Raw genomic sequence first — 24,302 nt, 5'->3', positions numbered from 1 at the left:
TGTCATGAGCAGTCTTGCACCAGGAGGCACCCTCGATGTCGGTCCCGCAGCCCACCGCAGCCGAGCGCGGTGAGCACATCCTCACCGTCTTCGACACCGCCTTCGGCGAGCTCCTCGCCGCCGACCCGGCGGCCTTCCGCGTCAAGTTCCGGAAGATGGCCGGCTCCGCCTTCGCCTTCTACCGGGGCACGGCGTGCCTGTTCTACGCGGACCTGGAGCAGGAGGCGCTCGGCGGCCCGTACCTGGACGAGCAGACCGGCCGGGTCTGGATCCACGGCGACCTCCACGCCGAGAACTTCGGCACGTACATGGACGCCAACGGCCGGCTCGTCTTCAACGTCAACGACTTCGACGAGGCCTACGTGGGCCCCTTCACCTGGGACCTCAAGAGGCTGTCCGCCTCGCTCGCGCTGATCGGCTACGCCAAGGCGCTCAGCGACGAGCAGATCACCGAGCTCGTCCGGATCTACGCGGCCGCGTACCGGGAGCGGATCCACGTCCTCGCGGCCGGCGCCAAGAGCGACGACGTCCCCGGCTTCACCCTGGAGACCGCCGACGGGGCGCTGCTCGGCGCGCTGCGCGAGGCCCGGGCGCTGACCCGCTTCGGACTGCTCGACTCGATGACCGAGATCCGCGAGTTCGAGCGCCGCTTCTCGGCGGGCGGCGGCTCGATCGAGCTGGACGCGGCCACCCGGTACAAGGTGCTCGCGGCCTTCGACGGCTACCTGGAGACCCTGCCGGAGTCGAGCCTGGCCCGCCCCGACTCGTACCGGGTGAAGGACGTCGTCGGGCGGCGCGGGATCGGCATCGGCTCGGCCGGCCTCCCCTCGTACAACATCCTCCTGGAGGGCAACAGCGACGCCCTGGAGAACGACGTCGTGATCTACCTCAAGCAGGCGCAGACCCCGGCGGTCTCGCGGCACGTCACGGACGCGGCGGTACGGGAGTACTTCCAGCACGAGGGCCATCGCACCGTGATCTCGCAGCGGGCGCTCCAGGCGCACGCCGACCCGTGGCTGGGCTGGACGGAGCTGGACGGGTCGGGCCAGCTGGTCGCCGAGGTGTCGCCGTACGCGGTGGACCTGGACTGGTCGGACATCGACGACCCGCAGGACATCGCGGCCACCGTCGCCGACCTGGGCCGGGCGACGGCCACGATGCACGCGGCGGCGGACGACTCCAGCGGCCACTCCCTGGTGCCGTTCTCGACGGAGCGGGCCATCGACGCGGCGATCGCCGCCGACGAGGAGGGCTTCGCCGAGCTCCTGGTCGACTTCGCGCACGCCTACGGCGCGCGGGCGCGGGCGGACCACCAGATCTTCGTGGACCTCTTCCGCAACGGCCGGATCCCGGGCCTGTAGGGCGGGTCCACAGACTGCGCTTAGGGCCGTCTTACGCGCGGGCATGGGACACTCCACGACGATGGACATGGCAGGGACGCAGCTGAGGACGCTGCGGGCGGCGTTCTTCACGACACTGGTCGTGACGCTGTCCGTGGCGTCCCACGTGCTGCTCTCCCGCGTGCCGCTGCCGCTGGGGACGGTCGTCCCGGTCGCGGTCGGCGTCTTCGCCGTGGCGTACGCGCTGGCCGGCCGTGAGCGCGGCCTCGGCCCGATCGCCGGGCTCCTCGTCCCCCTGGAGCTGGCCGCCGACACCCTCTTCACCAGCGGGCAGGCGGTCTGTTACGGCCCCGCCGGCGGCCCGGTCGCCGGTTCGCTGCGCGCGGTGGGCGTGGACGTGTTCTGCGGCGGCGCCGTGGGCACACCGCTGCCCGGGGTGGCGACCCCCGAGGGCGGGGGCGCGGCTGCGCTGCTCGACGCCCCCGACCCGGCGCTGCCGTGGCTGCTGCTCCTGGCCCATGTGGGCGTGGGGCTCTCGGCGGCCTGCTGGCTGCGCGGCGGGGAGCGGGCGCTCGCCCGGCTGCTCCGCGCGGTGGAGGCCTTCGCGTTCCGGCCGCTGCTGCTCGTGGCGGCCTTCTTCCGGGCCTCCGGTCCGGCGCCGCTGCGGGCCGGCCGGCCCGCCGGGCGGCCCCGGTCCTCCCGTGCCCGGCTCCTCGTGCACTCCGTCGGGCGGCGGGGGCCGCCGCGTCCGGTGCTCGCTCTCGTCTGAGCGGGCCCCGCGCCTCCCCCTGCCCTTCCCCACCTTTCACGGAGAACACGATCATGAGTGCACGCAACAACCACGCCAACAAGGCCGCCGCCCGCGAGCGACTGCGCGAGGAGCGCGAGCGCCAGGCGAAGAAGGACCGGGCGCGCCGGCAGCTGATCGTCGGCGTCTCGGCCGTGGCCGTCCTGGCCGCCGCCGGCGGCATCGGCTACGCGGTCGTCCAGTCGAACAAGCCCGGCCAGTGGGAGGCGGCGGCCGACGCGAAGACTGTGACGGCGCCGAAGAACACCACGGGCACGAACGGCACGACCGTCGTCATCGGCAAGGACTCCGCGAAGAAGACCCTCGAGCTGTACGAGGACTCGCGCTGCCCGGTCTGCGCGAAGTTCGAACAGGCGGTGGGCCCCACGGTCGAGAAGGACGTCGAGGCCGGCAAGTACAAGATCAAGTACGTGGGCGCGACCTTCATCGACAACGGCATCCCGGGCGAGGGCTCGAGGAACGCCCTCTCGGCGCTCGGCGCCGCGCTGAACGTGAGCCCGGAGGCCTTCCTGAAGTACAAGGCGGCCCTCTACTCCGCGAAGTTCCACCCGGAGGAGAGGGACGACAAGTTCGCCAAGGACTCCTACCTCCTGGAGGTGGCGGACTCGGTCCCGGCCCTCAAGGGCGACGCCGAGTTCCGGAAGAACGTCGAGGGCGGCACCTTCGACGCGTGGGCGATGAAGATGTCGAAGGCCTTCGACGCGAGCGGGGTGCAGGGCACGCCGACCCTGAAGATGGACGGCAAGGCCGTCACGGTCCAGGGCACGGAGGACCCGCCGATGACGGTGGCCCAGTTCACCACGGCGATCGACGCGGCCCTCAAGGCCTGACGCCGCACCAGGCAGCAACCGCCATGGCCCCGGACCCGCTCGGTCCGGGGCCGAGGTGTACCCGGACCCGCTCGGTCCGGAGGCCGAGGTGTACCCGGCTCAGGCGTCCGGGGGGCGACGAGTCGGCGAACTTCCGGATTTCACCTGCCCCCAGGGCCTACCCGTCAGTAATCTGACTGCCCGTGACCAGTCGTTTCATATCCTCTGCCCCCACGCGGCGCGCCGTCGTCAAGGCCGCCGCCGTCACCGCCGTCGTCACGCCCGCCGTGTTCGGCGCGGCCTCCCCGGCGCTCGCGGACTCCGGGGCACCCGCCTTCCTCCACGGCGTCGCCTCCGGCGACCCGCTGCCCGACGGCGTCCTGCTCTGGACGCGCGTCACCCCCACCCCCGAGGCCGTGCCCGGCTCCAGCCTCGGACCCGACGTCCAGGTCGGCTGGGAGCTCGCCGAGGACCGCTCCTTCGCCCGGGTCGTCGCCTCCGGCACCACCACGGCGAGCGCCGCATCCGACCACACGGTGAAGGCCGACGTCCGGGGCCTGCGCCCGGCCACCGCCTACTGGTTCCGCTTCACCGTGGGCGAGACCGTCTCCCCCGCCGCCCGCACCCGCACCGCGCCGGCCGCCGACGCCGCCGCGCCCGGGGTCCGCTTCGGCGTGGTCTCCTGCGCGAACTGGGAGTCCGGCCACTTCTCCGCGTACCGCCACCTCGCGTCCCGCACGGACCTGGACGCGGTCCTCCACCTCGGCGACTACCTGTACGAGTACGCCACCGGCGCCTACCCCGAGGCGAAGTACGTCGTGCGGCAGCACGAACCGCGCCACGAGATCGTCTCCCTCGCCGACTACCGGACCCGGCACGGGAAGTACAAGACGGACGCCGACCTCCAGGCGCTGCACGCGGCGCACCCGGTCATCGCGATCTGGGACGACCACGAGTTCGCCAACGACGCCTGGTCGGGCGGGGCCGAGAACCACACCCCGGGCGCCGAGGGCGAGTGGGCGGCCCGGGTGGCCGCCGCGAAGCAGGCGTACTTCGAGTGGATGCCGGTCCGCACCTCCACGGAGGGCACGGTCTTCCGGCGGCTGCGCTTCGGCAAGCTGGCCGATCTGCATCTGCTGGACCTGCGTTCGTTCCGGTCGGCGCAGGCGAAGACGGGCAGCGGCACGGTCGACGACCCCGAGCGGAGCATCACGGGCCGCGCGCAGCTGGACTGGCTGAAGGCCGGGCTCGCCGGTTCGGACGCGACCTGGCAGCTGGTCGGCACCTCGGTGATGATCTCGCCGGTCGCCTTCGGCTCCCTGCCGGCCTACCTCCTGAAGCCGCTGGCCGAGTTGCTGGGCCTGCCGGCGGAGGGCATCGCGGTCAACGTGGACCAGTGGGACGGCTACACGGACGACCGCAAGGAGCTGCTCGCGCACCTGACCGCGCGGGCGATCCGGAACACGGTCTTCCTGACCGGCGACATCCACATGGCCTGGGCCAACGACGTGCCGGTGAAGGCCGCGACGTATCCGCTCTCGGCCTCGGCGGCGACCGAGTTCGTGGTCACCTCGGTGACCTCGGACAACCTGGACGACCTGCTGCACGTGGCGCCGGGCACGCTCTCGGTGGTGGCCGCGGGCGCCGTGAAGGCCGCCAACCGCCATGTGAAGTGGGTGGACATGGACCACCACGGCTACGGCGTGCTCGACGTGACGGCCGAGCACTCGCAGATGGACTACTACACGGTCTCCGACAAGCGGGACCCGGCCGCGACGACGGCCTGGGCGCGCTCTTATCGGACGCTGAACGGAACGCAGCGTGTCGAGCGGGTGTACCAGCCGGTGCTGTAACCGTCCCTCAACGGCGATTTTCAGCCATGATCTCTTCTGTTAACGGGAGATCACATCGCTACGGCGGGTGGTGGGTTCGGGCGATCGAATCCGGACACACCACCCGCCTCCGTCACCCCGCTTGTTACGTCGGCGTCTCAAACTCCGGAAGCGGCGCAAGTTCTTCTTCCTGATGACCCGAATTGCCCCATGAATGATTGGGCCTGATCACTTCTCAACGGCGCGTGACATGGACGCGTAATCTCCCCGGCGTGGCGAGGAAGTTCCTCCCACCACCCCCCGCGAGGAGTCACCCGTGCGTGCTCTTGTCCGTATATCGCCGCGTACGTCACGTCGTATGCTCGGCACCGCCGTGATGGCCGGAACCCTGGCCCTGGCCCCGCTGTCCGCCCCGGCGGCCACCCCGTCGACCACGACGCTGGCCTCGGCCGAGAAGTGCGCAGACGGCACCACCGCCCTGTCCGGCGCCCGCAAGGCGAAGGGCGAGGCCACCAAGGCCGAGCCCAACGACGTCACCGCCGCGCAGGCCAAGGCCATGGACGAGGACCTGAAGAAGAAGGTCGCCGCCGCCCGGAACTCGGGCCGCGTGGGCGCCACCTCCGTCGCCGCCGGGGCCACCATCCCCGTCTACTTCCACGTGATCCACAGCGGCACGACGGGCAAGCTCAGCGCCACGGACATCAGCAACCAGATGGCCGTCCTCAACGCCGCGTACGCCGGCCAGGGCACCGGCAACGTGAACACCGGCTTCCAGTTCTCGCTGGCCGCGACCGACTACACGGACAACGCCACCTGGTACAACCTGTCCTCCGGCTCGCAGGCCGAGAAGGACATGAAGAACACCCTGCGCAAGGGCGGCGCGAACGCCCTGAACGTCTACACCGCCAAGCTCGGCGGCGGCCTCCTCGGCTGGGCGACCTTCCCGTCCTCGTACAACTCCAGCCCGAAGATGGACGGCGTCGTCATCCTCGACGCCTCCCTCCCGGGCGGCTCCGCCGCCAACTACGACGAGGGCGACACCGCCACCCACGAGGTCGGCCACTGGATGGGCCTCTACCACACCTTCCAGGGCGGCTGCACCGGCAACGGCGACTACGTGGCCGACACCCCGGCCGAGAAGAGCCCGGCGTACGAGTGCCCGACCGGCCGTGACTCCTGCGCCTCCAAGGCCGGCGTGGACCCGATCCACAACTTCATGGACTACACGTACGACTCCTGCATGTACCAGTTCACCGCCGGTCAGGTGACCCGGATGAACGACGCCTGGACCGCGTACCGCGCCTGACGGCCCGTCCGCGCACGAAAGGCTGTGGCCCCCGGGGAACTCCCCGGGGGCCACACCCCTGTGCGCCCTACAGGCTGTCGATGAAGGACAGCGCGACCGACCAGGTCCGCTCCGCCGCCTCCGCGTCGTAGTCCGGCAGCTCCGGGTCCGTGTAGATGTGACCCGCGCCCCGGTAGCGGTAGATCTCCACGTCCGCCCCGGCCTTGCGCATCTGGAGGTACCAGGAGGACAGCCAGTCGTCCGTCTCGAAGGGGTCCGGCTCCGCCACGTGCAGCTGCACCGGCAGCTCGTCCACCGCGGCCGACTCCGCGATGTCCGAAGTGCCGTGGAGCAGCAGCAGCCCGCGCGCCTTCTCGTCGCCGAGCGCCAGGGTCTGCGCGATCGAGGCCCCGAGGGAGAGGCCCATGTAGACCAGGCCGCGCTCGGAGTACGGGGCGGCGGCCAGGACCGCCCGCTTGAGCAGCTCGTCCTTGCCGATCTCGTCGCGGAGGACCACGCCCTCCTCGACGGTCCCGACCGTCCGCCCGTCGTAGAGGTCCGGAGTCCAGACCTGGTGGCCGGCGGCCCGGAGCCGCTCGGCGGCCGCCTCGACGGAAGGGGTCAGCCCGTAGGCCGAGTGGAAGAGCATGATGTCCATGCGCCCCATCCTGCCACCCGCCGCCGACAGCGCCGGGCAGGCCCTTGAGGCGTCAGCGCATGCTGCGCACGTCCAGGTGGCGCAGCACCCGGTCCACCACCTCGGGGTCCGCGCCCGGCTCGCTGCGCGCCGCGAGGACCTCGTGCCGGGCGGCCGACATCAGCTCCCGCTGGATCCGCTGCACGGCCTTGAACCGCTTCGTCCGCTCCATGAAGGCGGCCCGCCGCTCGTCGTCCACGATGTCCGGGCTGATCCGCGCCCCGATGTCGTACGCCCCGCGCAGCAGCCGCTCCTGCACCTCCTCGGGCAGCTCCTCGACCTCCTCGATCTCCTTGAGCCTGCGCTTGGCGGCCTTCGCGGCCCGGATCGCGAGCTCCCGCTCCAGGGCACGCTCGGCGTCCGTGTCCGCCCGCACCCCGAGCCGCTTGACCAGCCAGGGCAGCGTGAGGCCCTGGAAGACGAGAGTGGCGATGATCACGCAGAAGGCGATGAAGACGATCTCGTCGCGGCCGGGGAAGGGCGAGCCGTCGTCGGTGCGGAACGGGATGGCGAGGGCAAGTGCGACCGAGGCCACCCCGCGCATCCCCGCCCACCACATCACGACGGTCTCCCGCCAGCTCATCGGGATCTCCTCGTCGACGTCCCGGAGCGTGTGCAGCTTCTTCGCGAGCCAGGTGGCGGGCAGCAGCCACAGCAGACGGACGCCGACGACCACGCCGACCACGGCGGCGCCCCAGCCGAGCATCTCCCAGCCGCGGCCCTCGGCGACGCCGAAGACATGGACGAGCTCCAGGCCGATGAGGCCGAAGGCGATGCCGGTCACGAGGGTGTCGACGATCTGCCAGAAGGTCTGCCCGGCGAGCCGGCCCATCACGTCGTCGGCGTCGGCCGCGTGCTCGGCCAGGAAGAGCGCGGTGACCAGGACGGCGAGGACGCCGGAGCCGTGCAGCTCCTCGGCGATCACGTAACTCACGAAGGGGACGAGGAGGGTCAGGCCGGTCTGCAGGGTGGCGTCGCCGAGGAGCCCGATGAGCTTGTTGGAGAGCCAGCCGAGCGCCAGGCCGACGATGACGGCGACGACGGCCGACAGCACGAACTCGCCGAGCGCCTCCGGCCAGGAGAAGGAGCCGCTGACGACGGCGGCGATCGCCACGTGGTAGAAGACGATCGCGGTGACGTCGTTGAAGAGCCCCTCGCCCTCCAGGATCGACACGAGCCGGCGGGGCAGCCCGAGCGAGCCGGCCACGGCGGTCGCGGCGACCGGGTCCGGCGGCGCGACGAGCGCGCCGAGCGCCAGCGCGGCGGCCAGCGGAAGGCCCGGCACGAGCGAGTGCGCGACCGCGCCGACCGCCGCCGTGGTGACGAAGACCAGGGCGACCGCGAGCAGGAAGATCGGCCGCCTGTTGGCCGCGAACTGCCGCCAGGAGGTCCGCTGCACCGAGGCGTAGAGCAACGGCGGCAGCACCAGCGGGAGGATGAACTCCGGCGGGATGTCGACGTTCGGCACGAAGGGCAGGAAGGCCAGCACGATCCCGATGAGGGTCATCAGGACGGGCGCGGGCAGCCCGAGCCGGTCGCCGAGGGGCACGGTGAGCAGGGCGCCGAGGAGCAGCAGGAAGAGCAGGGCCAATTGATCCACGGCCCCACCCTGTCACGTACGTCCGTTTTGACGGCGATTGCCCGAGCCACGCCGGGAATCACGTACGGCGCTCAGCCCACGACCCGGCGGACCTGCGCCTCCAGGGCCTTTCGCATCGCCCGGTGCGGCATCCCCGCGTCCGGGAACTCGGGGCCGTACGCCACGTACCCGAGCCGCTCGTAGAAACCGAGCGCGTGGGTCTGCGCGTGCAGGTCGACGGCGCTCAGACCGCGCTCCCGCGCGACGTCCTCGATGGCCCGCACGAGCGCCGCGCCGACCCCGAGACCGCGGGCGGCCTTGGTCACCGCGAGCCGCCCGAGGGAGCCCACGGAGGCGTCGGCGCCGGTCTTGCCGGTCGCGTCCGCCCCGTGCAGCAGGCGCCCGGTGCCCAGCGGCCGTCCGTCCGCGCCCAGCGCGAGGACGTGCGCGGCGGTCGCGTCGTACGTGTCGTACTCCAGCTCCCGCGGAACGCCCTGCTCCTCGACGAAGACCTCGCGGCGCACCGCGAAGCAGGCCTCCCTGTCCCCCTCGGCGACCGCCTCACGGACGGTGTACGCGGCGCTCACTGGCTCTCCGAGGCGATCCGGTCGAGGGCCTTCTGCAGGTCCTCGGGGTAGGTGCTGGAGAACTCCACCCAGGACCCGTCGCCCGGGTGCTCGAAGCCGAGGCGGACGGCGTGCAGCCACTGCCGGGTCAGGCCGAGGCGCTTGGCGAGCGTCGGGTCGGCGCCGTAGGTGAGGTCGCCGACGCAGGGGTGGCGGTGGGCGGACATGTGCACCCGGATCTGGTGGGTGCGGCCCGTCTCCAGCTTGATGTCGAGCAGCGAGGCCGACCGGTACGCCTCGATGAGGTCGTAGTGCGTGACGGAGGGCTTGCCGTCGGCTGTGACCGCCCACTTGTAATCGTGGTTCGGGTGCCGGCCGATCGGCGCGTCGATGGTGCCGCTCATCGGGTCCGGGTGGCCCTGGACCAGCGCGTTGTAGCGCTTGTCGACCACGCGCTCCTTGAACTGGCGCTTGAGCGAGGTGTACGCGTACTCCGACTTGGCGACCACCATCAGGCCGGAGGTGCCGACGTCGAGGCGGTGCACGATGCCCTGGCGCTCGGCGGCGCCGGAGGTGGAGATGCGGTACCCGGCGGCGGCGAGGCCGCCGATGACCGTGGTGCCGGTCCAGCCGGGGCTGGGGTGCGCGGCGACGCCGACCGGCTTCATGATCACGACGATGTCGTCGTCGTCGTGGATGATCTCCATGCCCTCGACGGGCTCGGCGACGATCTGCACGGGCGCGGCCGCGCCCGGCATCTCGACCTCGAGCCACGCGCCGCCGCTGACCCGCTCGGACTTGCCGACGACGGAGCCGTCGATCTGGACCTTCCCTGCGGCGGCCAGCTCGGCCGCCTTCGTACGGGAGAACCCGAACATACGGGCGATGGCGGCGTCGACGCGCTCGCCCTCCAGGCCATCGGGAACGGGCAGGGTGCGGATCTCGGGACTCGTGCTCACCCGTCGAGTATGCCTTGTGCCGGGAGTGCTCGGTCCTGGGTGCTCAGTCCTTGTGGACGGTGCCGTCCGGGTCCAGGCCCCGGAAGGACAGCAGGACGATCAGGATGCCGCCGCAGACGATCGCCGAGTCGGCGAGGTTGAAGACGGCGAAGTGCGCGGGGGCGATGAAGTCCACGACCGCGCCCTCGAAGACGCCGGGCGAGCGGAAGATCCGGTCCGTGAGGTTGCCCAGCGCACCGCCGAGCAGCAGACCGAGCGCGATCGCCCAGGGCAGGCTGTAGAGCTTCCGGGCCAGCCGGATGATCACGACGATCACGGTGGCGGCGATGCAGGTGAAGATGATCGTGAAGGCCTCGCCCATGCCGAAGGCCGCGCCCGGGTTCCGGATCGCGTCGAGCCGCAGGACGTCGCCGATCAGCCGGATCGGCTCGTGGCCCTCCAGCTTGGCGACCACCAGCATCTTGCTGCCGAGGTCGAGCAGATAGGCGAGCACGGCCACGACGAAGAGGGCGGCGATCCGGCGCCTGCCCTTAGGCCGCTCCTCGGGAGCGGCCGTGCCGTCGGGGGCCGCCGTGCCGTCGTCGGGGGCGGCCGTCTCGTCGCCCCCTGCTGAATCCGGCGTACCGATGATGCGCTCCGCCTCTGCCACGTGAGTGAGTCCCTCGACCTCGATGCCTGACCGTGCACCGAGGGTACGGCACAGGCGTACGAGACCGGCAGCCGAGATCGTCAGCCGCGCCGCTCCTGTCGCTGTTTGTCCTCGACGCAGAGCGTGGCCCGCGGGAAGGCCTGCATCCGCGCCTTGCCGATCGGCTTGCCGCACACCTCGCAGAGCCCGTACGTGCCCGCGTCGAGCCGCTCCAGGGCGTGCTCGGTCTGCTCCAGCATCTCCCGGGCGTTCGCCGCGAGGGCCAGCTCGTGCTCGCGCGTGATGTTCTTGGTGCCGGTGTCGGCCTGGTCGTCCCCGGCGCCGTCGCCGGAGTCCCGCATCAGACCGGTCAGCTCCTCCTGGGAGTGGACGAGCTCGCTGCGGAGCCGCAGCACCTCCGCCTGGAGCCCGCTGCGGGCCTCGGCGACCTCCTCCGGCGTCCACGGGTCCTCGCCGGGACGCACCGCGAGCTCACCGGCCCGCGCCGGGGGCACCGCCGCCTCGTCGCCGACGGTCCTGACGCCACCCGCGGTCTTCTTCGCTGCCACCGTCCTGGCTCCTGTCTGCTTCTTCGCGGCGGGCGCCTTCCTGGCGGCCGCCTTCTTCGCCACGGCCTTCTTGGCGGGCGTCTTCGGGTCGGTGCCGTCGCCGCCGGAGGCCTCACCGACGGACTCCACCGCCCCGGCCTCCTTCGCGACGGCGTCCTTGGGGGCCGCGTCCCCGGGTGCCGCGTCCTTGGGGCCGGTGTCCTTCGGGGACGTGTCCGCGGCGACCGTCCTCCGGGCCGCGGCCTTCTTCGCCACCGACTTCTTCGCCACCGGCTTCTTCGCGGCCGTCTTCTTCGTGACCGTCTTCCTGGCCGGCGTCTTCTTCGCGACCGGTTTCCCGTCGACCGTCGACTTCTTGCCGGCCACGTCCTTGGCGGCCACGTCCTCGGCGACCCCGGTCGCACCGGCGGAACCGGCGACCGAGGTCTTCTTCGCGGCGGTCTTCTTCGCCACCATGTCGCGGCCCCTTCACATTTTGTGATCTTGCTCGCGAATCGTGCTGGGACGATAAATCGGCCCAAGGCCCGCGGCAACGGGGCACGCCGCCGTTCCCACCCGCCCCCGCTCCCCACAGGGCGGGCCTGCCTCCGTTGTGCCCAGCTCCCCGCCCGGTTATCCGTCCCGCGCCTCCCCCACATGGCCGTACGGGAAGTCGATTCCCGGCCGTATGGCCATTCGGGTCACGGAAAAACCGGTCTGCCGCCTCCCCTCCGGGCCCTTACACTGGCCACAGCGAAAGGCTTGGATGGGGACGAGTAGCGTCGCAAGCAGCCATGAGCGACCCGGGGACGGTGAGAGCCCGGGGGCGAGCCCGATGTGAAGCATCACCCCGGAGCCGTCGGAAGAAAGCCGCACGACAGGGCGGTGACTAGAACCGGCGTCGCGACCCCAATGAGGGGGCTCAGGGCGATCACGTCCGGGGCCAAGGAGGGTGGTACCGCGGGAGCAGCGCTCTCGTCCCTCCGACGGAAGAGAACCGTCCGCCGGAGGAAGATCGATGTCGCAGTACCGCCAGGTGCCCGCCCAGGTCGACCTGCCCGCGCTGGAGCACGACGTGCTCGATTTCTGGCGCGAGAGCAAGGTCTTCGCGAAGACCCTGGAGCAGTCCGAGGGACGCCCCGAGTGGGTGTTCTACGAGGGCCCGCCCACCGCCAACGGCATGCCCGGCGCCCACCACATCGAGGCCCGCGTCTTCAAGGACGTGTTCCCCCGCTTCCGGACCATGCGCGGCTACCACGTGGCCCGCAAGGCCGGCTGGGACTGCCACGGCCTGCCGGTCGAGCTCGCCGTCGAGAAGGAGCTCGGCTTCTCCGGCAAGAAGGACATCGAGGCGTACGGCATCGCCGAGTTCAACGAGAAGTGCCGCGAGTCCGTGACCCGGCACACCGACGCCTTCGCCGAGCTCACGACCCGCATGGGCTACTGGGTCGACCTCGACGACGCGTACCGGACCATGGACCCCTCGTACATCGAGTCGGTCTGGTGGTCGCTCAAGCAGATCTTCGACAAGGACCTCCTGGTCCAGGACCACCGTGTCGCCCCCTGGTGCCCCCGCTGCGGCACCGGCCTCTCGGACCACGAGCTGGCGCAGGGCTACGAGACGGTCGTCGACCCCTCCGTGTACGTGCGCTTCCCGCTCACCTCCGGCCCGCTCGCGGGCAAGGCGGCGCTCCTGGTCTGGACGACGACCCCGTGGACCCTGGTGTCCAACACGGCCGTCGCCGCGCACCCCGAGGTGACGTACGTGGTCGCCACGGACGGCGACGAGCGGGTAGTCGTCGCCCAGCCGCTGGTCGAGAAGGCGCTCGGCGAGGGCTGGGTGACCACGGGCGAGTCCTTCACGGGCGCGGAGATGGAGCGCTGGACCTACCAGCGCCCCTTCGAGCTGGTGGAGTTCCCGAGCGCCGGCGAGGGAACCAATGGACACAGCCCCGAGCCGGCGCACTACATCGTGAACGCCGAGTACGTGACGACCGAGGACGGTACGGGTCTGGTCCACCAGTCCCCCGCCTTCGGTGAGGACGACCTCAAGGTCTGCAAGGCGTACGGCCTGCCGGTCGTGAACCCGGTCCGCCCCGACGGCACCTTCGAGGAGGACGTGCCGCTGGTCGGCGGCGTCTTCTTCAAGAAGGCCGACGAGGCGCTCACGGCCGACCTGGACGCGCGCGGCCTGCTCTTCAAGCACATCGCGTACGAGCACAGCTACCCGCACTGCTGGCGCTGCCACACGGCCCTGCTGTACTACGCGCAGCCGTCCTGGTACATCCGTACGACCGCGGTCAAGGACCGCATGCTCGCGGAGAACGAGAGGACCAACTGGTTCCCGGACTCCGTCAAGCACGGCCGCTTCGGCGACTGGCTGACGAACAACGTCGACTGGGCGCTCTCCCGGAACCGCTACTGGGGCACCCCGCTGCCGATCTGGCGCTGCGAGGACGACCACCTGACCTGCGTGGGCTCGCGCGCCGAGCTCACGGAGCTGACGGGCACGGACCAGTCGGAGCTCGACCCGCACCGCCCGTTCATCGACGCGGTCACCTTCCCGTGCCCCACCTGCTCGAAGACCGCCACGCGCGTGCCCGAGGTCATCGACGCCTGGTACGACTCGGGCTCGATGCCGTTCGCGCAGTACGGCTACCCGTACCAGAACAAGGAGCTCTTCGAGTCCCGCTACCCGGCGCAGTTCATCTCCGAGGCGATCGACCAGACCCGCGGCTGGTTCTACACGCTGATGGCGGTCGGCACGCTGGTCTTCGACAAGTCCTCGTACGAGAACGTGGTCTGCCTGGGCCACATCCTCGCCGAGGACGGCCGGAAGATGTCCAAGCACCTGGGCAACATCCTCCAGCCCATCCCGCTGATGGACCAGCACGGCGCCGACGCCGTGCGCTGGTTCATGGCGGCCGGCGGCTCCCCGTGGGCGGCGCGGCGCGTGGGTCACGGCACGATCCAGGAGGTCGTGCGGAAGACCCTCCTCACGTACTGGAACACGGTGGCCTTCCAGGCCCTGTACGCCCGTACGTCCGGCTGGGCGCCGAGCGCGGCGGACCCGGCGCCGGCCGACCGCACGGTCCTCGACCGCTGGCTCCTGAGCGAGCTGAACACGCTGATCGCCGAGACGACCGAGGCGATGGAGTCGTACGACACCCAGCGCACCGGCAAGCTGATCTCGGCCTTCGTCGACGACCTGTCCAATTGGTACGTGCGCCGCTCGCGCCGCCGCTTCTGGCAGGGCGACGCGTCCGCGCTCCGCACCCTGCACGACGTCATCGAGACGGTCACCCGCCTGATGGCCCCGCTGACCCCGTTCATCACCGAGCGGGTCTGGCAGGACCTCGTGGCCCCCGTGACGCCGGACGCCCCGGAGTCGGTCCACCTGGCGACCTGGCCGGAGCCGGACGCGGCCCTGGTCGACAAGACGCTCTCGGAGCAGATGGTCCTGGTCCGCCGCCTGGTCGAGCTGGGCCGGGCGACGCGGGCGGAGTCGGGCGTGAAGACCCGCCAGCCGCTGTCCCGCGCGCTGGTCGCGGCGACGGGCTTCGCGGCGCTGTCGCCGGAGCTCCAGGCCCAGATCACGGAGGAGCTGAACGTCTCCTCCCTGGCGTCCCTGTCCGAGGTCGGCGGTTCGCTCGTCGACACGACCGCCAAGGCGAACTTCCGGGCCCTCGGCAAGCGCTTCGGCAAGGGCGTCCAGGACGTGGCGAAGGCGGTGGCCGCGGCGGACGCGGCGGCGCTGTCGCTGGCGCTGCGGTCCGGTGAGGCGGCCCTCGTGGTGAACGGCGAGGAGATCACCGTCACCCCCGAGGAGATCATCATCACGGAGACCCCCCGTGAGGGCTGGTCGGTGGCCTCCGACGCGGGCGCGACGGTCGCCCTGGACCTGGAGATCACTCCGGAGCTCCGGCTCGCGGGCCTGGCCCGTGACGCGATCCGCCTGATCCAGGAGGCCCGCAAGAACAGCGGCCTGGACGTGGCGGACCGGATCGCGCTGCGGTGGACGTCCGCGTCGCCGGAGACGGTGGAGGCGCTGACGGCGCACGCGTCGCTGATCGCGGACGAGGTTCTGTCGACGGACTACGCGCAGGGCGAGGCCGACGACACGTACGGCACGCCCTTCGAGGACGAGGCCCTCACCCTCACCTTCCGCCTCCGCAAGGCGTAACGCCCCCCAGGAAGGGCCCGACACCACCCCGGTGCCGGGCCCTTCCCCCGTTGCGGGCCGCCGTTGTAGGCATGCGTTCCGCCGGGGCGGTGCCGACCCCGTTGTGGGCAGGCGTTCCGCAAGGGGCGGAACGGGTGGGCACAACGGAACGGCGCCCCTGCCGGCGCCCGAGGCTCCCGCGCCTGAACCCGCACCCCTGGTGACGCCGCAGTCGTGGTGCGGGCCGGGGCGCGGAACGCGGAGGCGCCGCTGAGCGCGCCGTCCCGTGTGCCCACCCTCCCCCAAGCTCTCGGCTTCGCTCGAGCAGGGGGACCCCCACGCCCCAGCGGGACGATTGCCCACACGGCGGGTGGGCCGGGGCGCTGCCCAGCGGGGGTGCGGGCCCGCACGGCGGCTGGGGCGCCGCCCAGCACGGGCGCGGGCCCACACGGGCGGGTTGGCGCCGTGCAGCGAGGGCGCGGGTACGCGCGGCGCCGGGCGCGCCGAAGGGCCGGCTCCCCGTGGGGGGCCGGCCCTTCGAGACTGCCGACGGCTACGTGCTCAGCGCACGCGCACCCGCCGCCTCAGTTGTCGTCCTCGTCGATCAGGAAGCCCCGCATCGGCGCCGGCGCCTGCTGCATCGGCTGGGGCGCCTGCGGCCGGACCGGAGCCATCGGCTGGGTCATGGCCGGGGACATCTGCTGCTGGCCGCCGTAGGACGGGGCACCGCCCATGGACGGCGCACCACCCATCGCGCCGTTGCCGCCGTAGGACGGCGCGCTCGCGCCCGCCGAGGCCATCGACGGGGCCGGCGGCAGCGAGGCCGTGGCCGGGGTGCGCGGCGGGGCCAGCGAGTCGTCCGCCTGGGTCTCCAGCTGACGCAGCTGGGACTCCAGGTAGGACTTCAGACGCGTGCGGTACTCGCGCTCGAAGCCGCGCAGGTCCTCGACCTTGCGCTCCAGCGTGGCGCGGGCGGACTCCAGGGAGCCCATCGCGACGCGGTGCTTCTCCTGCGCGTCCCGCTCAAGAGCGTCCGCCTTGGCGCGGGCGTCCCGCTCCAGGCCCTCGGCGCGGGAGCGCGCCTCGCCGACGATCTTGTTGGCCTCGGAGCGCGCCTCGGCGATCGCCTGGTCGGCGGTCTGCTGGGCGAGCGAGAGGACACGCGCGGCACTGTCGCCACCGGGGCCCTGCTGCGGCTGCTGCATCTGCGGCTGCATCTGCTGCTGCGGGTGACCCATGGGGCCGCCCTGCATCGGGCCGGGACCCATCGGTCCGCCCTGCATGGGGCCGCCCTGCATCGGGCCGGGGCCCATGGGCCCGCCCTGCATGGGGCCACCCTGCATGGGGCCGGCGGGAAGCGCGGGGGCACCGGACGGCAGCTGCGGCGGACCCATCTGCGGCTGCTGCTGCTGGGCCGGCGGTCCGGATATGGCGGCGGGCACCGGCGCGCCGGGACCGACGGGACGATCCTGCGGCTCCGGGGGCTTGCGCATGCCCTGCTGCTGGTTCTGCGCGGCGGCACGCGTCGCGGCGGCCAGCTTGGCGCGCAGGTCCTCGTTCTCGCGGAGCAGGCGGGTCAGTTCGGCTTCGACCTCGTCGAGGAAGGCATCGACCTCGTCCTCGTCATAGCCTTCTCGAAGGCGGACGGTCGTGAACTGCTTGTTCCGCACGTCCTCGGGGGTCAGCGGCATCTCTTCTTCACCTCTACGTAGTCGTCGGCAGTCGGCAAGACCGTATCGTCCACTCGTTCCTCCACCATCACCTCGCGAAGCTGCTCACGATGGAGATCAGGATGTAGACGATGATCATCAGAACGAAGAAGGACAGGTCGAGTGCCACGCCCCCGAGACGCAGCGGCGGGATGAGTCGCCGCAGAAGCTTGAGCGGTGGATCGGTGACAGTGTAGGTGGCCTCAAGGACGACCACCATCGCCTTACCGGGTTGCCATGAACGGGCGAACTGGAAGACGTAGTCCATGACAAGCCGGACGATCAGGAGGACGAGGAAGCACATCAGCACGATGTAGACCACCTGTAGTGCGACGCCCATCCCGCGTTTCCCTCTCCCCTGGCTTTCGTGCTCTCGCTTGTCCGGCCGCTTCGCGACCGGTCCGTCCGGTTCTCGTGTTCTCAGCTCTGGTTGAAGAATCCGCCCTCTGCGATCCGGGCCTTGTCCTCCGCCGTGACATCGACGTTAGCAGGCGACAACAGGAACACCTTCTGCGTCACGCGCTCAATGCTGCCATGGAGCCCGAAGACGAGTCCGGCGGCAAAGTCGACAAGTCGCTTCGCGTCCGTGTCGTCCATCTCCGTGAGGTTCATGATCACCGGGGTGCCCTCACGGAAGTGTTCCCCGATGGTACGGGCCTCGTTGTAGGTCCGCGGGTGCAGCGTGGTGATGCGGTACGGCTCCCGCTCGGACACGACCTTGGGCATGATCACCGGTGCGTTCTTCTCCAGGCTCGGGCGTTCGGGTGTGATGGATGCCACGGGGGCAATTCGGGCCGGACGTCCGCTTTCGGCGAGCACCGGGACAGAATGGGCAATCGGCTCCCGGGGGGCCGGGGGCTGCACCACTCGCACCGGCTCCTCGCGCTCCACCTGGCGCGGGGGGGTGTGGCGCCGGTCGCGCTCGGGCTCCGGCTCCAGCTCGGGTTCGAAGTCGTCGTCGGGGTCGAAGCCCCGGCCGTCGTACCCATCGTCCTCCACGAGGCCGAGGTAGACCGCCATCTTGCGCATCGCGCCGGCCATTCTCTGAGTCCTCCGCTCTGTGGTGGATCGGCCTTGTCACCAAGTGCCGGCGATCCACGGGCCACCCCGCCGTTCTGCGGAATGACCATATTTTCTGCTGTGGTCCGACTTGCTTCGCGACGTTACCCGAGCTTCGGGCGGACACCGAGTACCGCCGTACCGACGCGTACGTGTGTCGCCCCGGCAGCGACGGCCTCCTCGAGGTCCGCACTCATCCCTGCCGACACCATGTTCGCAGCCGGACGGGTCGCGCGCAGGACAGTCGACAAATCCATCAGCCGGTCGAAGGCGGCGCGTTGCCGCCCGGCGTACTCCCCGGAGAGCGGGGCGACGGTCATCAGCCCGGCGAGTCTCAGACCGGGCGCGGCGTCCACGGCCGCGGCCAACTCCTCGATCCCGTCCGGCGCGACGCCGCCGCGGTCGCCCCGCTCGCCGGACTCGGCGTCGAGCGCGATCTGGATCAGACAGCCGAGCTCGCGGCCCTCCTTCTCCGCGGCCGCGGACAGGGCGGAAACGAGCTTCAAGCGGTCGACAGACTGCACCACATCGGCATAACCCACCACGGATCTGACCTTGTTGGTCTGCAACTGGCCGACGAAGTGCCAGGTCAGGTCGAGGTCGGCACAGGCGGCCGCCTTGGGCGCGGCGTCCTGGTCCCGGTTCTCGGCGACGTGCCGCACCCCGAGCTCGTGCAGCAGTCTGACGTCGCTCGCGGGGTAGGTCTTGGTGACCACGATCAGGGTCACCTCCTCCCGCGGGCGCCCGGCGGCGGCGCACGCGGCGGCGATGCGCTCCTCCACCTGGGCCAGGTTCGCGGCGAGTTCCGACTTGCGGTCCGTCATGTCTCTTCTCACAACCAGACATATCCCGCGAGTCGCCCCGTGGTGCGATCGCGACGGTACGAGTAGTGGTCGCGCGATTCCAGGGTGCAGACCCCGGCGTCCGCGATGTCCGGGACCCCGAGCCGCTCCAACTGCGCGCGCACTCCGGCGGCGACGTCGACGGCGGGGGTGCCCCAGGAGGTCTCGGCGTACGCGGCCGGTTCGACGGCCGCGACCTCGGCGCGCATCGCCTCCGGCACCTCGTAGCAGCGGCCGCAGACGGCGGGTCCGGTGCGGGCGACGATCCGGGCGGGGTCGGCGCCGAGCTTCACCATCGCCGCGACGGCGGCGGGGACGACTCCGGCGACCATCCCGGGCCGCCCGGCGTGGGCGGCGGCCGCGACTCCGGCGACCGGGTCGGCGAGGAGAACCGGGACGCAGTCCGCGGTGAGGACGGCGAGGGCGAGTCCGGGGCGGGCGGTGACGATCGCGTCGACGGACGGGATCACCGCGTCCCCCCACGGTGCGTCGACCTCGGCGACGTCGGCGCCGTGGACCTGGTTCATCCAGACCACCCGCGCCGGGTCGAGCCCGAGGGCCCCGGCGGCGGCCGCCCGGTTGGCGAGAACGGCCGCGGGCTCGTCCCCGACCGCTCCGCCGAGGTTGAGCTCCTCGTACGGAACGGCGCTCACCCCGCCCCACCGGTCGGTGAAGGCGAAGTGCGCGCCGTTCGCGTCGAAGCGGTGTCCTATCACTTCAGGAAGTCCGGGACGTCCAGCTCCTCGGCCTGGCTGTCCGCGTACGGACGGGCCGGCGGGACGACCGGCGGCGCGGACGACAGCGGGGTCTCGTTGACGGCCGGGGCGGGCTCGACCGGGACCGGGGCCGGCTCCTCGCGCGGGGCGACCGTGCCGAGGCCGCCCAGCGGGCGGGGGGTCTCCGTGATGCGGGGGGCCGGGGCCGGCTCCTCGCGCTTGGCCGAGACCGAGCCGATGATGTTGTCCCGGCGGGCCGGCGGCTGGCCGCCGTCGAAGCCGGCCGCGATGACGGTGACCCGGACCTCGTCGCCGAGGGCGTCGTCGATGACGGCGCCGAAGATGATGTTGGCCTCGGGGTGGGCCGCCTCGCTGACCAGCTGCGCGGCCTCGTTGATCTCGAAGAGACCGAGGTCGCTGCCGCCGGAGATGGAGAGCAGCACGCCGCGGGCGCCGTCGATGGAGGCCTCCAGGAGCGGCGAGGAGATCGCCATCTCGGCCGCCGCCACCGCGCGGTCGTCGCCGCGGGCGGAGCCGATGCCCATGAGCGCCGAACCGGCCTCGGACATGACCGACTTGACGTCGGCGAAGTCGAGGTTGATCAGACCCGGGGTGGTGATGAGGTCGGTGATGCCCTGGACACCGCTCAGGAGGACCTGGTCGGCCGACTTGAAGGCGTCGAGCACGGAGACCTGGCGGTCCGAGATCGAGAGCAGTCGGTCGTTGGGGATGACGATGAGGGTGTCGACCTCTTCGCGGAGCTCGGCGATGCCGTCCTCCGCCTGGTTGGCGCGACGGCGGCCCTCGAAGGTGAACGGCCGGGTGACCACACCGATCGTCAGGGCGCCGAGCGAGCGCGCGATGTTGGCGACGACGGGCGCGCCGCCGGTGCCGGTGCCGCCGCCCTCGCCGGCGGTGACGAAGACCATGTCGGCCCCCTTGAGGACCTCCTCGATCTCCTCGCGGTGGTCCTCTGCCGCCTTGCGACCGACGGCCGGGTTCGCCCCGGCGCCGAGGCCGCGGGTCAGTTCACGGCCGACGTCGAGCTTGACGTCGGCGTCGCTCATCAACAGCGCTTGCGCGTCGGTGTTGATGGCGATGAACTCGACGCCCTTGAGACCGACCTCGATCATTCGGTTGATGGCATTGACACCACCGCCGCCGACACCGATGACCTTGATGACTGCGAGGTAGTTCTGCGGTGCTGCCACGTCGAAGGCCTCTCGCCTCGAGTTACGTGTCGTCGCTGCGCGGTTGGTCGCGCCGCTCCGACGGATGCCGATTGGGACGGTCCGAAACGCCGACCCAAACCCTAACGTTGAAGTTTAGGGTTACCAGTGTCTCTGTTCGCTGGACTCTTCCGAACAGGACACTAAGTCGACAAGTGGCGCACGTTCAACGAACACGCCGAACCTCCCGTTTTTCTTTTCACCCTATGTGATCACCCGTAGCGATGGCCAACCAGGGTGCTGGCCAGCGGAGATGCCCGTCAACTTCCGGACGAGGCGGGGGCCGTGGGGGCACTTACGTCGAAGTGCCCCGCTTTGGGAGTGGCCTTCATGAGGGCGGTGAGCACCCGGGCCTTGACCGGGCCGTGCTCACCGCTGCCCCAGAAGACCGTTCGGCCCCTGGTCAGCTCCAGAGTGACGGAGTCGTACGAGGTGATGCGGACGACACGAGTGTCCCGGGCGATTTCCACGGGGAGTTCACTCCGGACGCCGACCGCCTCCCGGAGCAGCCGGTCCGCGTCGAAGCGGCGGAGGCTCGGGGAGGAGGCGCCGTCGAGGACGAGAAGGGGGACACCGCGGGGCGCGGTGTCGACGGTGGCGAACCGCAGTCCCGTCGCGTCCACTTCGGTGAATTTTCCGCCCTTTTCGACAAGGAGAACGGGCTTCCGTTCCGTCACTTTCAGCCCGATTCCGTGCGGCCATGACCGCACGACGTCGATCGATTCGATCCGCGGCAGCTTCTGCCGGAGCCGGGCCTCGATCGCGTCGGTGTCGACGGTGACGAGCGGGGCGCCCATCGGGACGGCGGCGACCGCCTCCACCTCGGCCGGGGTCAGGACCTGGGTGCCGGAAGTCTTCACACGTTCTACACGGAACCAGGTCGAGCCGTAGAGCGCCCAGACCCCGCCGGCCACGAGCGCGACGAGGCCGAGCGCCACGAGGAGCAGCCGGGGGGCCGGCACCCGGAACCGACGGTTCCGGGTGCCGGCGCCGGACGACCGCTCCGACGACCCCTTCGACTTGCTCGTCCCGCTCTTCTCCGCGGTCGTCGGTCCGGCTGCCACCCGGCGCCTCCTGCCCTCAGTCCCCCGCTGCCTCTGCTAGCGGGCGGCGATCGCCTCGTACACCATGCCGACGAGCAGGTCGTCGGCGTCCCGGCGGCCGAACTCGGCGGCGGAACGGGACATCTCGTACAACCGGTGCGGATCGGCCAGTACGGGCAGGACGTTGCCCTGCACCCACTGCGGCGTCAGCTCCGCGTCGTCGACGAGGAGTCCACCGCCGGCCTTCACCACCGGCTGGGCGTTGAGCCGCTGTTCACCGTTGCCGATGGGCAGCGGGACGTACGCGGCGGGCAGCCCGACGGCGGAGAGCTCGGCGACGGTCATCGCGCCCGCGCGGCAGAGCATCATGTCGGCCGCGGCGTACGCGAGATCCATCCGGTCCACGTACGGTACCGGCACGTACGGCGGCATACCGGGCATGTTGTCGACGCGCGGCATCTCGTTCTTCGGGCCGACCGCGTGCAGGATCTGGATGCCGGAGCGCTGGAGCACCGGGGCGATCTGCTGGATCACCTCGTTGAGCCGGCGGGCGCCCTGGGAGCCGCCGGAGACCAGCAGCGTCGGCAGGTTCGGGTCGAGGCCGAAGGCGGCGCGCGCCTCGGGCCGCACCCGCGCCCGGTCGAGGGTCGCGATGGTGTGCCGCAGCGGGATGCCGATGTAACGGGCGTTGCGGAGCTTGCTGTCCGGGGTGGCGACGGCGACCCCGGCCGCGTACCGCGAACCGATCTTGTTGGCGAGGCCGGGCCGGGCGTTGGCCTCGTGGACCACGATGGGCACCCCGAGGCGCTTGGCCGCGAGATAGCCGGGCAGGGCCACATAGCCGCCGAAGCCGACCACGCAGTCCGCCTTGGTGCGCTCCAGGACCTGCTCGGCCGCCTTGATCGTGCCGCGCAGCCGCCCGGGGACGGTGATCAGCTCGGGGGTGGGCTTGCGGGGCAGCGGTACGGCGGGGATGAGCGCCAACTCGTAGCCCCGCTCGGGCACGAGCCGGGTCTCCAGACCCTTCTCCGTGCCGAGCGCCGTGATCCCCACGCTGGGGTCCTGCCTGCGCAGGGCGTCCGCGAGGGCGAGCGCGGGCTCGATGTGGCCGGCGGTCCCCCCACCGGCGAGTACGACATGCACCGAAATTCACCGCTCTCCGGACGGGCGCTTCTTGACGCGCCGTCGCATCGACTTCCATCTCTTCCCGGCCCGTTTGCCCCAGCCGGGGCGACGCATGGCCAGGGCCGCTTTCGCGGCGGGTTCCTGTCGCGCGAAGGCGATGAGGAGCCCGACGGCGAACATGGTCGGCAGCAGGGCCGACCCTCCGTAGGAGAACAGCGGGAGCGGGACACCGGCGATCGGCAGCAGGCCGAGCACCGCACCGATGTTGATCACGGCCTGAGCCGTGATCCAGGTGGTCACACCTCCCGCGGCGAACCTCACGAAGGGGTCCTCCGTGCCTCCGGCCACGCGGATACCCGCATAGCCTAGAGCCGCGAACAGGGCGAGTACCGACAGCGTCCCCGCGAGACCCAGTTCCTCACCGGTGACCGCGAAGATGAAGTCGGTGTGTGCTTCGGGGAGTTGGCCCCATTTCTCGACGCTCGCACCGAGTCCGGAACCGAACCATCCGCCCGAGGCCAGAGCATAGATTCCGTGCGCCGCCTGCAGGCAGGGGGCTCCCTCGCCGCCGGGGTCGGTCGCTCCGATGCAGTCGAAGCGCTTCATCCGGTTGTCGCTCGTCTTGATCAGCAGCACGCCGATCGCGCCGGCGACCGTGAGGACGCCGACGAAGAGCCGGGTGGGCGCCCCGGCCGTCCACAGCAGGCCGAAGAGGATGGCCGCGAGGATGATCGAGGTGCCCATGTCGCCGCCGAGCATGATCAGTCCGAGCAGCATGAAGGCGCCCGGCACCAGCGGCACCAGCATGTGCTTCCACTGGGTCAGCAGCCGCATGTCCTGCTTGCGGGCGAGCAGGTCGGCCCCCCACAGGATCAGCGCCAGCTTGCCGAACTCGCTGGGCTGGAGCTGGAAGGGGCCGCCGAGGGAGATCCAGTTCTGGTTGCCGTTGACCGCGTGCCCTATCCCGGGGATCTGCACGAGGACCATCAGGAAGACCGCGCCGACGAGGATCGGGTAGGCGAGCGCCCGGTGCAGCTTGACCGGCATCCGGGAGGCGACCAGGAGCAGTCCGGTGCCGAGGAGCGCGGCGATGAACTGCTTCCGGAAGAAGTAGGAGGGCACCAGGTCGTAGCGGAGCGCCGTGATCATCGAGGCGGAGTAGACCATCACCAGGCCGAGCGTGGTGATGAGCAGCCCCGCGCCGATGATCACGTAGTACGCCGTGAGGGGCCGGTCCCAGGCCTTGCGGAGCCGCTCGTACAGCCCCCGTGGGCCTCCGCCGCGCGCCCGCCGCGGGGTCGCGGGGGCCCGCCCTCCGCCGCGTGCGGCGGAGGGCCGGCGTGTCCCGGCGATCTTGCTCGGCATG

Annotated in this window: 21 protein-coding genes; 6 read left to right on the top strand and 15 right to left on the bottom strand. The window is 71.3% G+C overall.

The genetic code is table 11. The features are described from left to right. Window positions 1-35 precede the first annotated feature (35 nt). The 5 genes from ACWGN5_RS32020 (at window position 36) to ACWGN5_RS32000 (ending at window position 6,095) form a co-directional block, all read left to right on the top strand. A complete protein-coding gene (locus ACWGN5_RS32020; protein WP_453521734.1) occupies window positions 36-1,361 on the top strand; it encodes a DUF2252 domain-containing protein in 1,326 nt (441 codons plus the stop codon). 61 nt (window positions 1,362-1,422) lie between these two features. Next, entirely contained in the window at window positions 1,423-2,109 is a 687-nt protein-coding gene (locus ACWGN5_RS32015) for a hypothetical protein (RefSeq protein WP_453521731.1), read from the top strand. Window positions 2,110-2,162: 53 nt separating this feature from the next. Beyond that, the gene (locus ACWGN5_RS32010) at window positions 2,163-2,978 is read left to right on the top strand and encodes a thioredoxin domain-containing protein (RefSeq protein WP_453521728.1); all 816 of its coding nucleotides are present in this window, start codon (window positions 2,163-2,165) and stop codon (window positions 2,976-2,978) included. A 182-nt stretch (window positions 2,979-3,160) separates the two neighbouring features. After that, window positions 3,161-4,810 (top strand): alkaline phosphatase D family protein, encoded by a 1,650-nt coding sequence (locus ACWGN5_RS32005; RefSeq protein WP_453521725.1) that lies wholly within the window; start codon window positions 3,161-3,163, stop codon window positions 4,808-4,810. A 337-nt stretch (window positions 4,811-5,147) separates the two neighbouring features. Further along, window positions 5,148-6,095 carry a zinc metalloprotease gene (locus ACWGN5_RS32000; RefSeq protein ID WP_453521723.1) on the top strand — a complete coding sequence of 316 codons (948 nt, stop codon included), beginning with the start codon at window positions 5,148-5,150 and terminating at the stop codon, window positions 6,093-6,095. A gap of 67 nt (window positions 6,096-6,162) precedes the next feature. Here the strand turns inward: ACWGN5_RS32000 and ACWGN5_RS31995 are convergent, their stop codons facing one another. From ACWGN5_RS31995 to ACWGN5_RS31970, 6 genes are all read right to left on the bottom strand, one after another. Then, window positions 6,163-6,732: a dienelactone hydrolase family protein gene (locus tag ACWGN5_RS31995; protein ID WP_453521721.1), complete on the bottom strand. Its 570-nt coding sequence runs from the start codon at window positions 6,730-6,732 to the stop codon at window positions 6,163-6,165. 52 nt (window positions 6,733-6,784) lie between these two features. Beyond that, window positions 6,785-8,371 (bottom strand): Na+/H+ antiporter, encoded by a 1,587-nt coding sequence (locus ACWGN5_RS31990; RefSeq protein WP_453521719.1) that lies wholly within the window; start codon window positions 8,369-8,371, stop codon window positions 6,785-6,787. Window positions 8,372-8,442: 71 nt separating this feature from the next. Beyond that, the gene (locus ACWGN5_RS31985) at window positions 8,443-8,937 is read right to left on the bottom strand and encodes a GNAT family N-acetyltransferase (RefSeq protein WP_453521716.1); all 495 of its coding nucleotides are present in this window, start codon (window positions 8,935-8,937) and stop codon (window positions 8,443-8,445) included. Further along, on the bottom strand, window positions 8,934-9,875 hold the full coding sequence (locus tag ACWGN5_RS31980) for an RluA family pseudouridine synthase (protein WP_453521713.1): 942 nt from the start codon (window positions 9,873-9,875) through the stop codon (window positions 8,934-8,936). The genes ACWGN5_RS31985 and ACWGN5_RS31980 overlap by 4 nt, the downstream gene beginning before the upstream one ends. A gap of 43 nt (window positions 9,876-9,918) precedes the next feature. Then, entirely contained in the window at window positions 9,919-10,524 is a 606-nt protein-coding gene (lspA, locus tag ACWGN5_RS31975; protein WP_453521710.1) for a signal peptidase II, read from the bottom strand. Window positions 10,525-10,604: 80 nt separating this feature from the next. Then, a complete protein-coding gene (locus ACWGN5_RS31970; protein WP_453521707.1) occupies window positions 10,605-11,528 on the bottom strand; it encodes a histone H1-like repetitive region-containing protein in 924 nt (307 codons plus the stop codon). A gap of 541 nt (window positions 11,529-12,069) precedes the next feature. On the opposite strand from ACWGN5_RS31970, the gene ileS reads away from it, so the two are divergent. Further along, on the top strand, window positions 12,070-15,234 hold the full coding sequence (gene ileS / locus ACWGN5_RS31965) for an isoleucine--tRNA ligase (protein ID WP_453521705.1): 3,165 nt from the start codon (window positions 12,070-12,072) through the stop codon (window positions 15,232-15,234). A gap of 563 nt (window positions 15,235-15,797) precedes the next feature. Here ileS and ACWGN5_RS31960 read toward each other — a convergent pair. From ACWGN5_RS31960 to ftsW, 9 genes are all read right to left on the bottom strand, one after another. Next, the gene (locus ACWGN5_RS31960) at window positions 15,798-16,904 is read right to left on the bottom strand and encodes a DivIVA domain-containing protein (protein WP_352019007.1); all 1,107 of its coding nucleotides are present in this window, start codon (window positions 16,902-16,904) and stop codon (window positions 15,798-15,800) included. Window positions 16,905-16,971: 67 nt separating this feature from the next. Continuing rightward, window positions 16,972-17,262 carry a YggT family protein gene (locus ACWGN5_RS31955; protein WP_017238790.1) on the bottom strand — a complete coding sequence of 97 codons (291 nt, stop codon included), beginning with the start codon at window positions 17,260-17,262 and terminating at the stop codon, window positions 16,972-16,974. A gap of 80 nt (window positions 17,263-17,342) precedes the next feature. Next, window positions 17,343-17,963 (bottom strand): cell division protein SepF, encoded by a 621-nt coding sequence (locus tag ACWGN5_RS31950; protein WP_030693462.1) that lies wholly within the window; start codon window positions 17,961-17,963, stop codon window positions 17,343-17,345. A gap of 122 nt (window positions 17,964-18,085) precedes the next feature. Beyond that, window positions 18,086-18,805, bottom strand: coding sequence for a YggS family pyridoxal phosphate-dependent enzyme (locus ACWGN5_RS31945; protein WP_453521700.1), 720 nt, complete (start codon window positions 18,803-18,805; stop codon window positions 18,086-18,088). A gap of 8 nt (window positions 18,806-18,813) precedes the next feature. Further along, complete coding sequence (gene pgeF / locus ACWGN5_RS31940) at window positions 18,814-19,539, bottom strand: peptidoglycan editing factor PgeF (RefSeq protein WP_453521698.1); 726 nt, start codon at window positions 19,537-19,539, stop codon at window positions 18,814-18,816. Further along, window positions 19,536-20,750 carry a cell division protein FtsZ gene (gene ftsZ / locus ACWGN5_RS31935; protein ID WP_453521695.1) on the bottom strand — a complete coding sequence of 405 codons (1,215 nt, stop codon included), beginning with the start codon at window positions 20,748-20,750 and terminating at the stop codon, window positions 19,536-19,538. Before ftsZ ends, pgeF begins: the two co-directional genes overlap by 4 nt. Before the next feature lie 278 nt (window positions 20,751-21,028). Next, window positions 21,029-21,832 (bottom strand): cell division protein FtsQ/DivIB, encoded by an 804-nt coding sequence (locus tag ACWGN5_RS31930; protein ID WP_453521692.1) that lies wholly within the window; start codon window positions 21,830-21,832, stop codon window positions 21,029-21,031. 36 nt (window positions 21,833-21,868) lie between these two features. Next, window positions 21,869-22,954, bottom strand: coding sequence for an undecaprenyldiphospho-muramoylpentapeptide beta-N-acetylglucosaminyltransferase (gene murG, locus ACWGN5_RS31925; protein WP_453521690.1), 1,086 nt, complete (start codon window positions 22,952-22,954; stop codon window positions 21,869-21,871). 6 nt (window positions 22,955-22,960) lie between these two features. Continuing rightward, window positions 22,961-24,301 (bottom strand): putative lipid II flippase FtsW, encoded by a 1,341-nt coding sequence (gene ftsW, locus ACWGN5_RS31920; RefSeq protein WP_453521687.1) that lies wholly within the window; start codon window positions 24,299-24,301, stop codon window positions 22,961-22,963. Between the last annotated feature and the right edge of the window lies 1 nt (window position 24,302).

The sequence above is a fragment of the Streptomyces sp. NPDC055815 genome (assembly GCF_053616475.1).
Note: the sequence above shows the minus strand (reverse complement) of the source record. Positions and strands in the feature narration are given on the sequence as shown.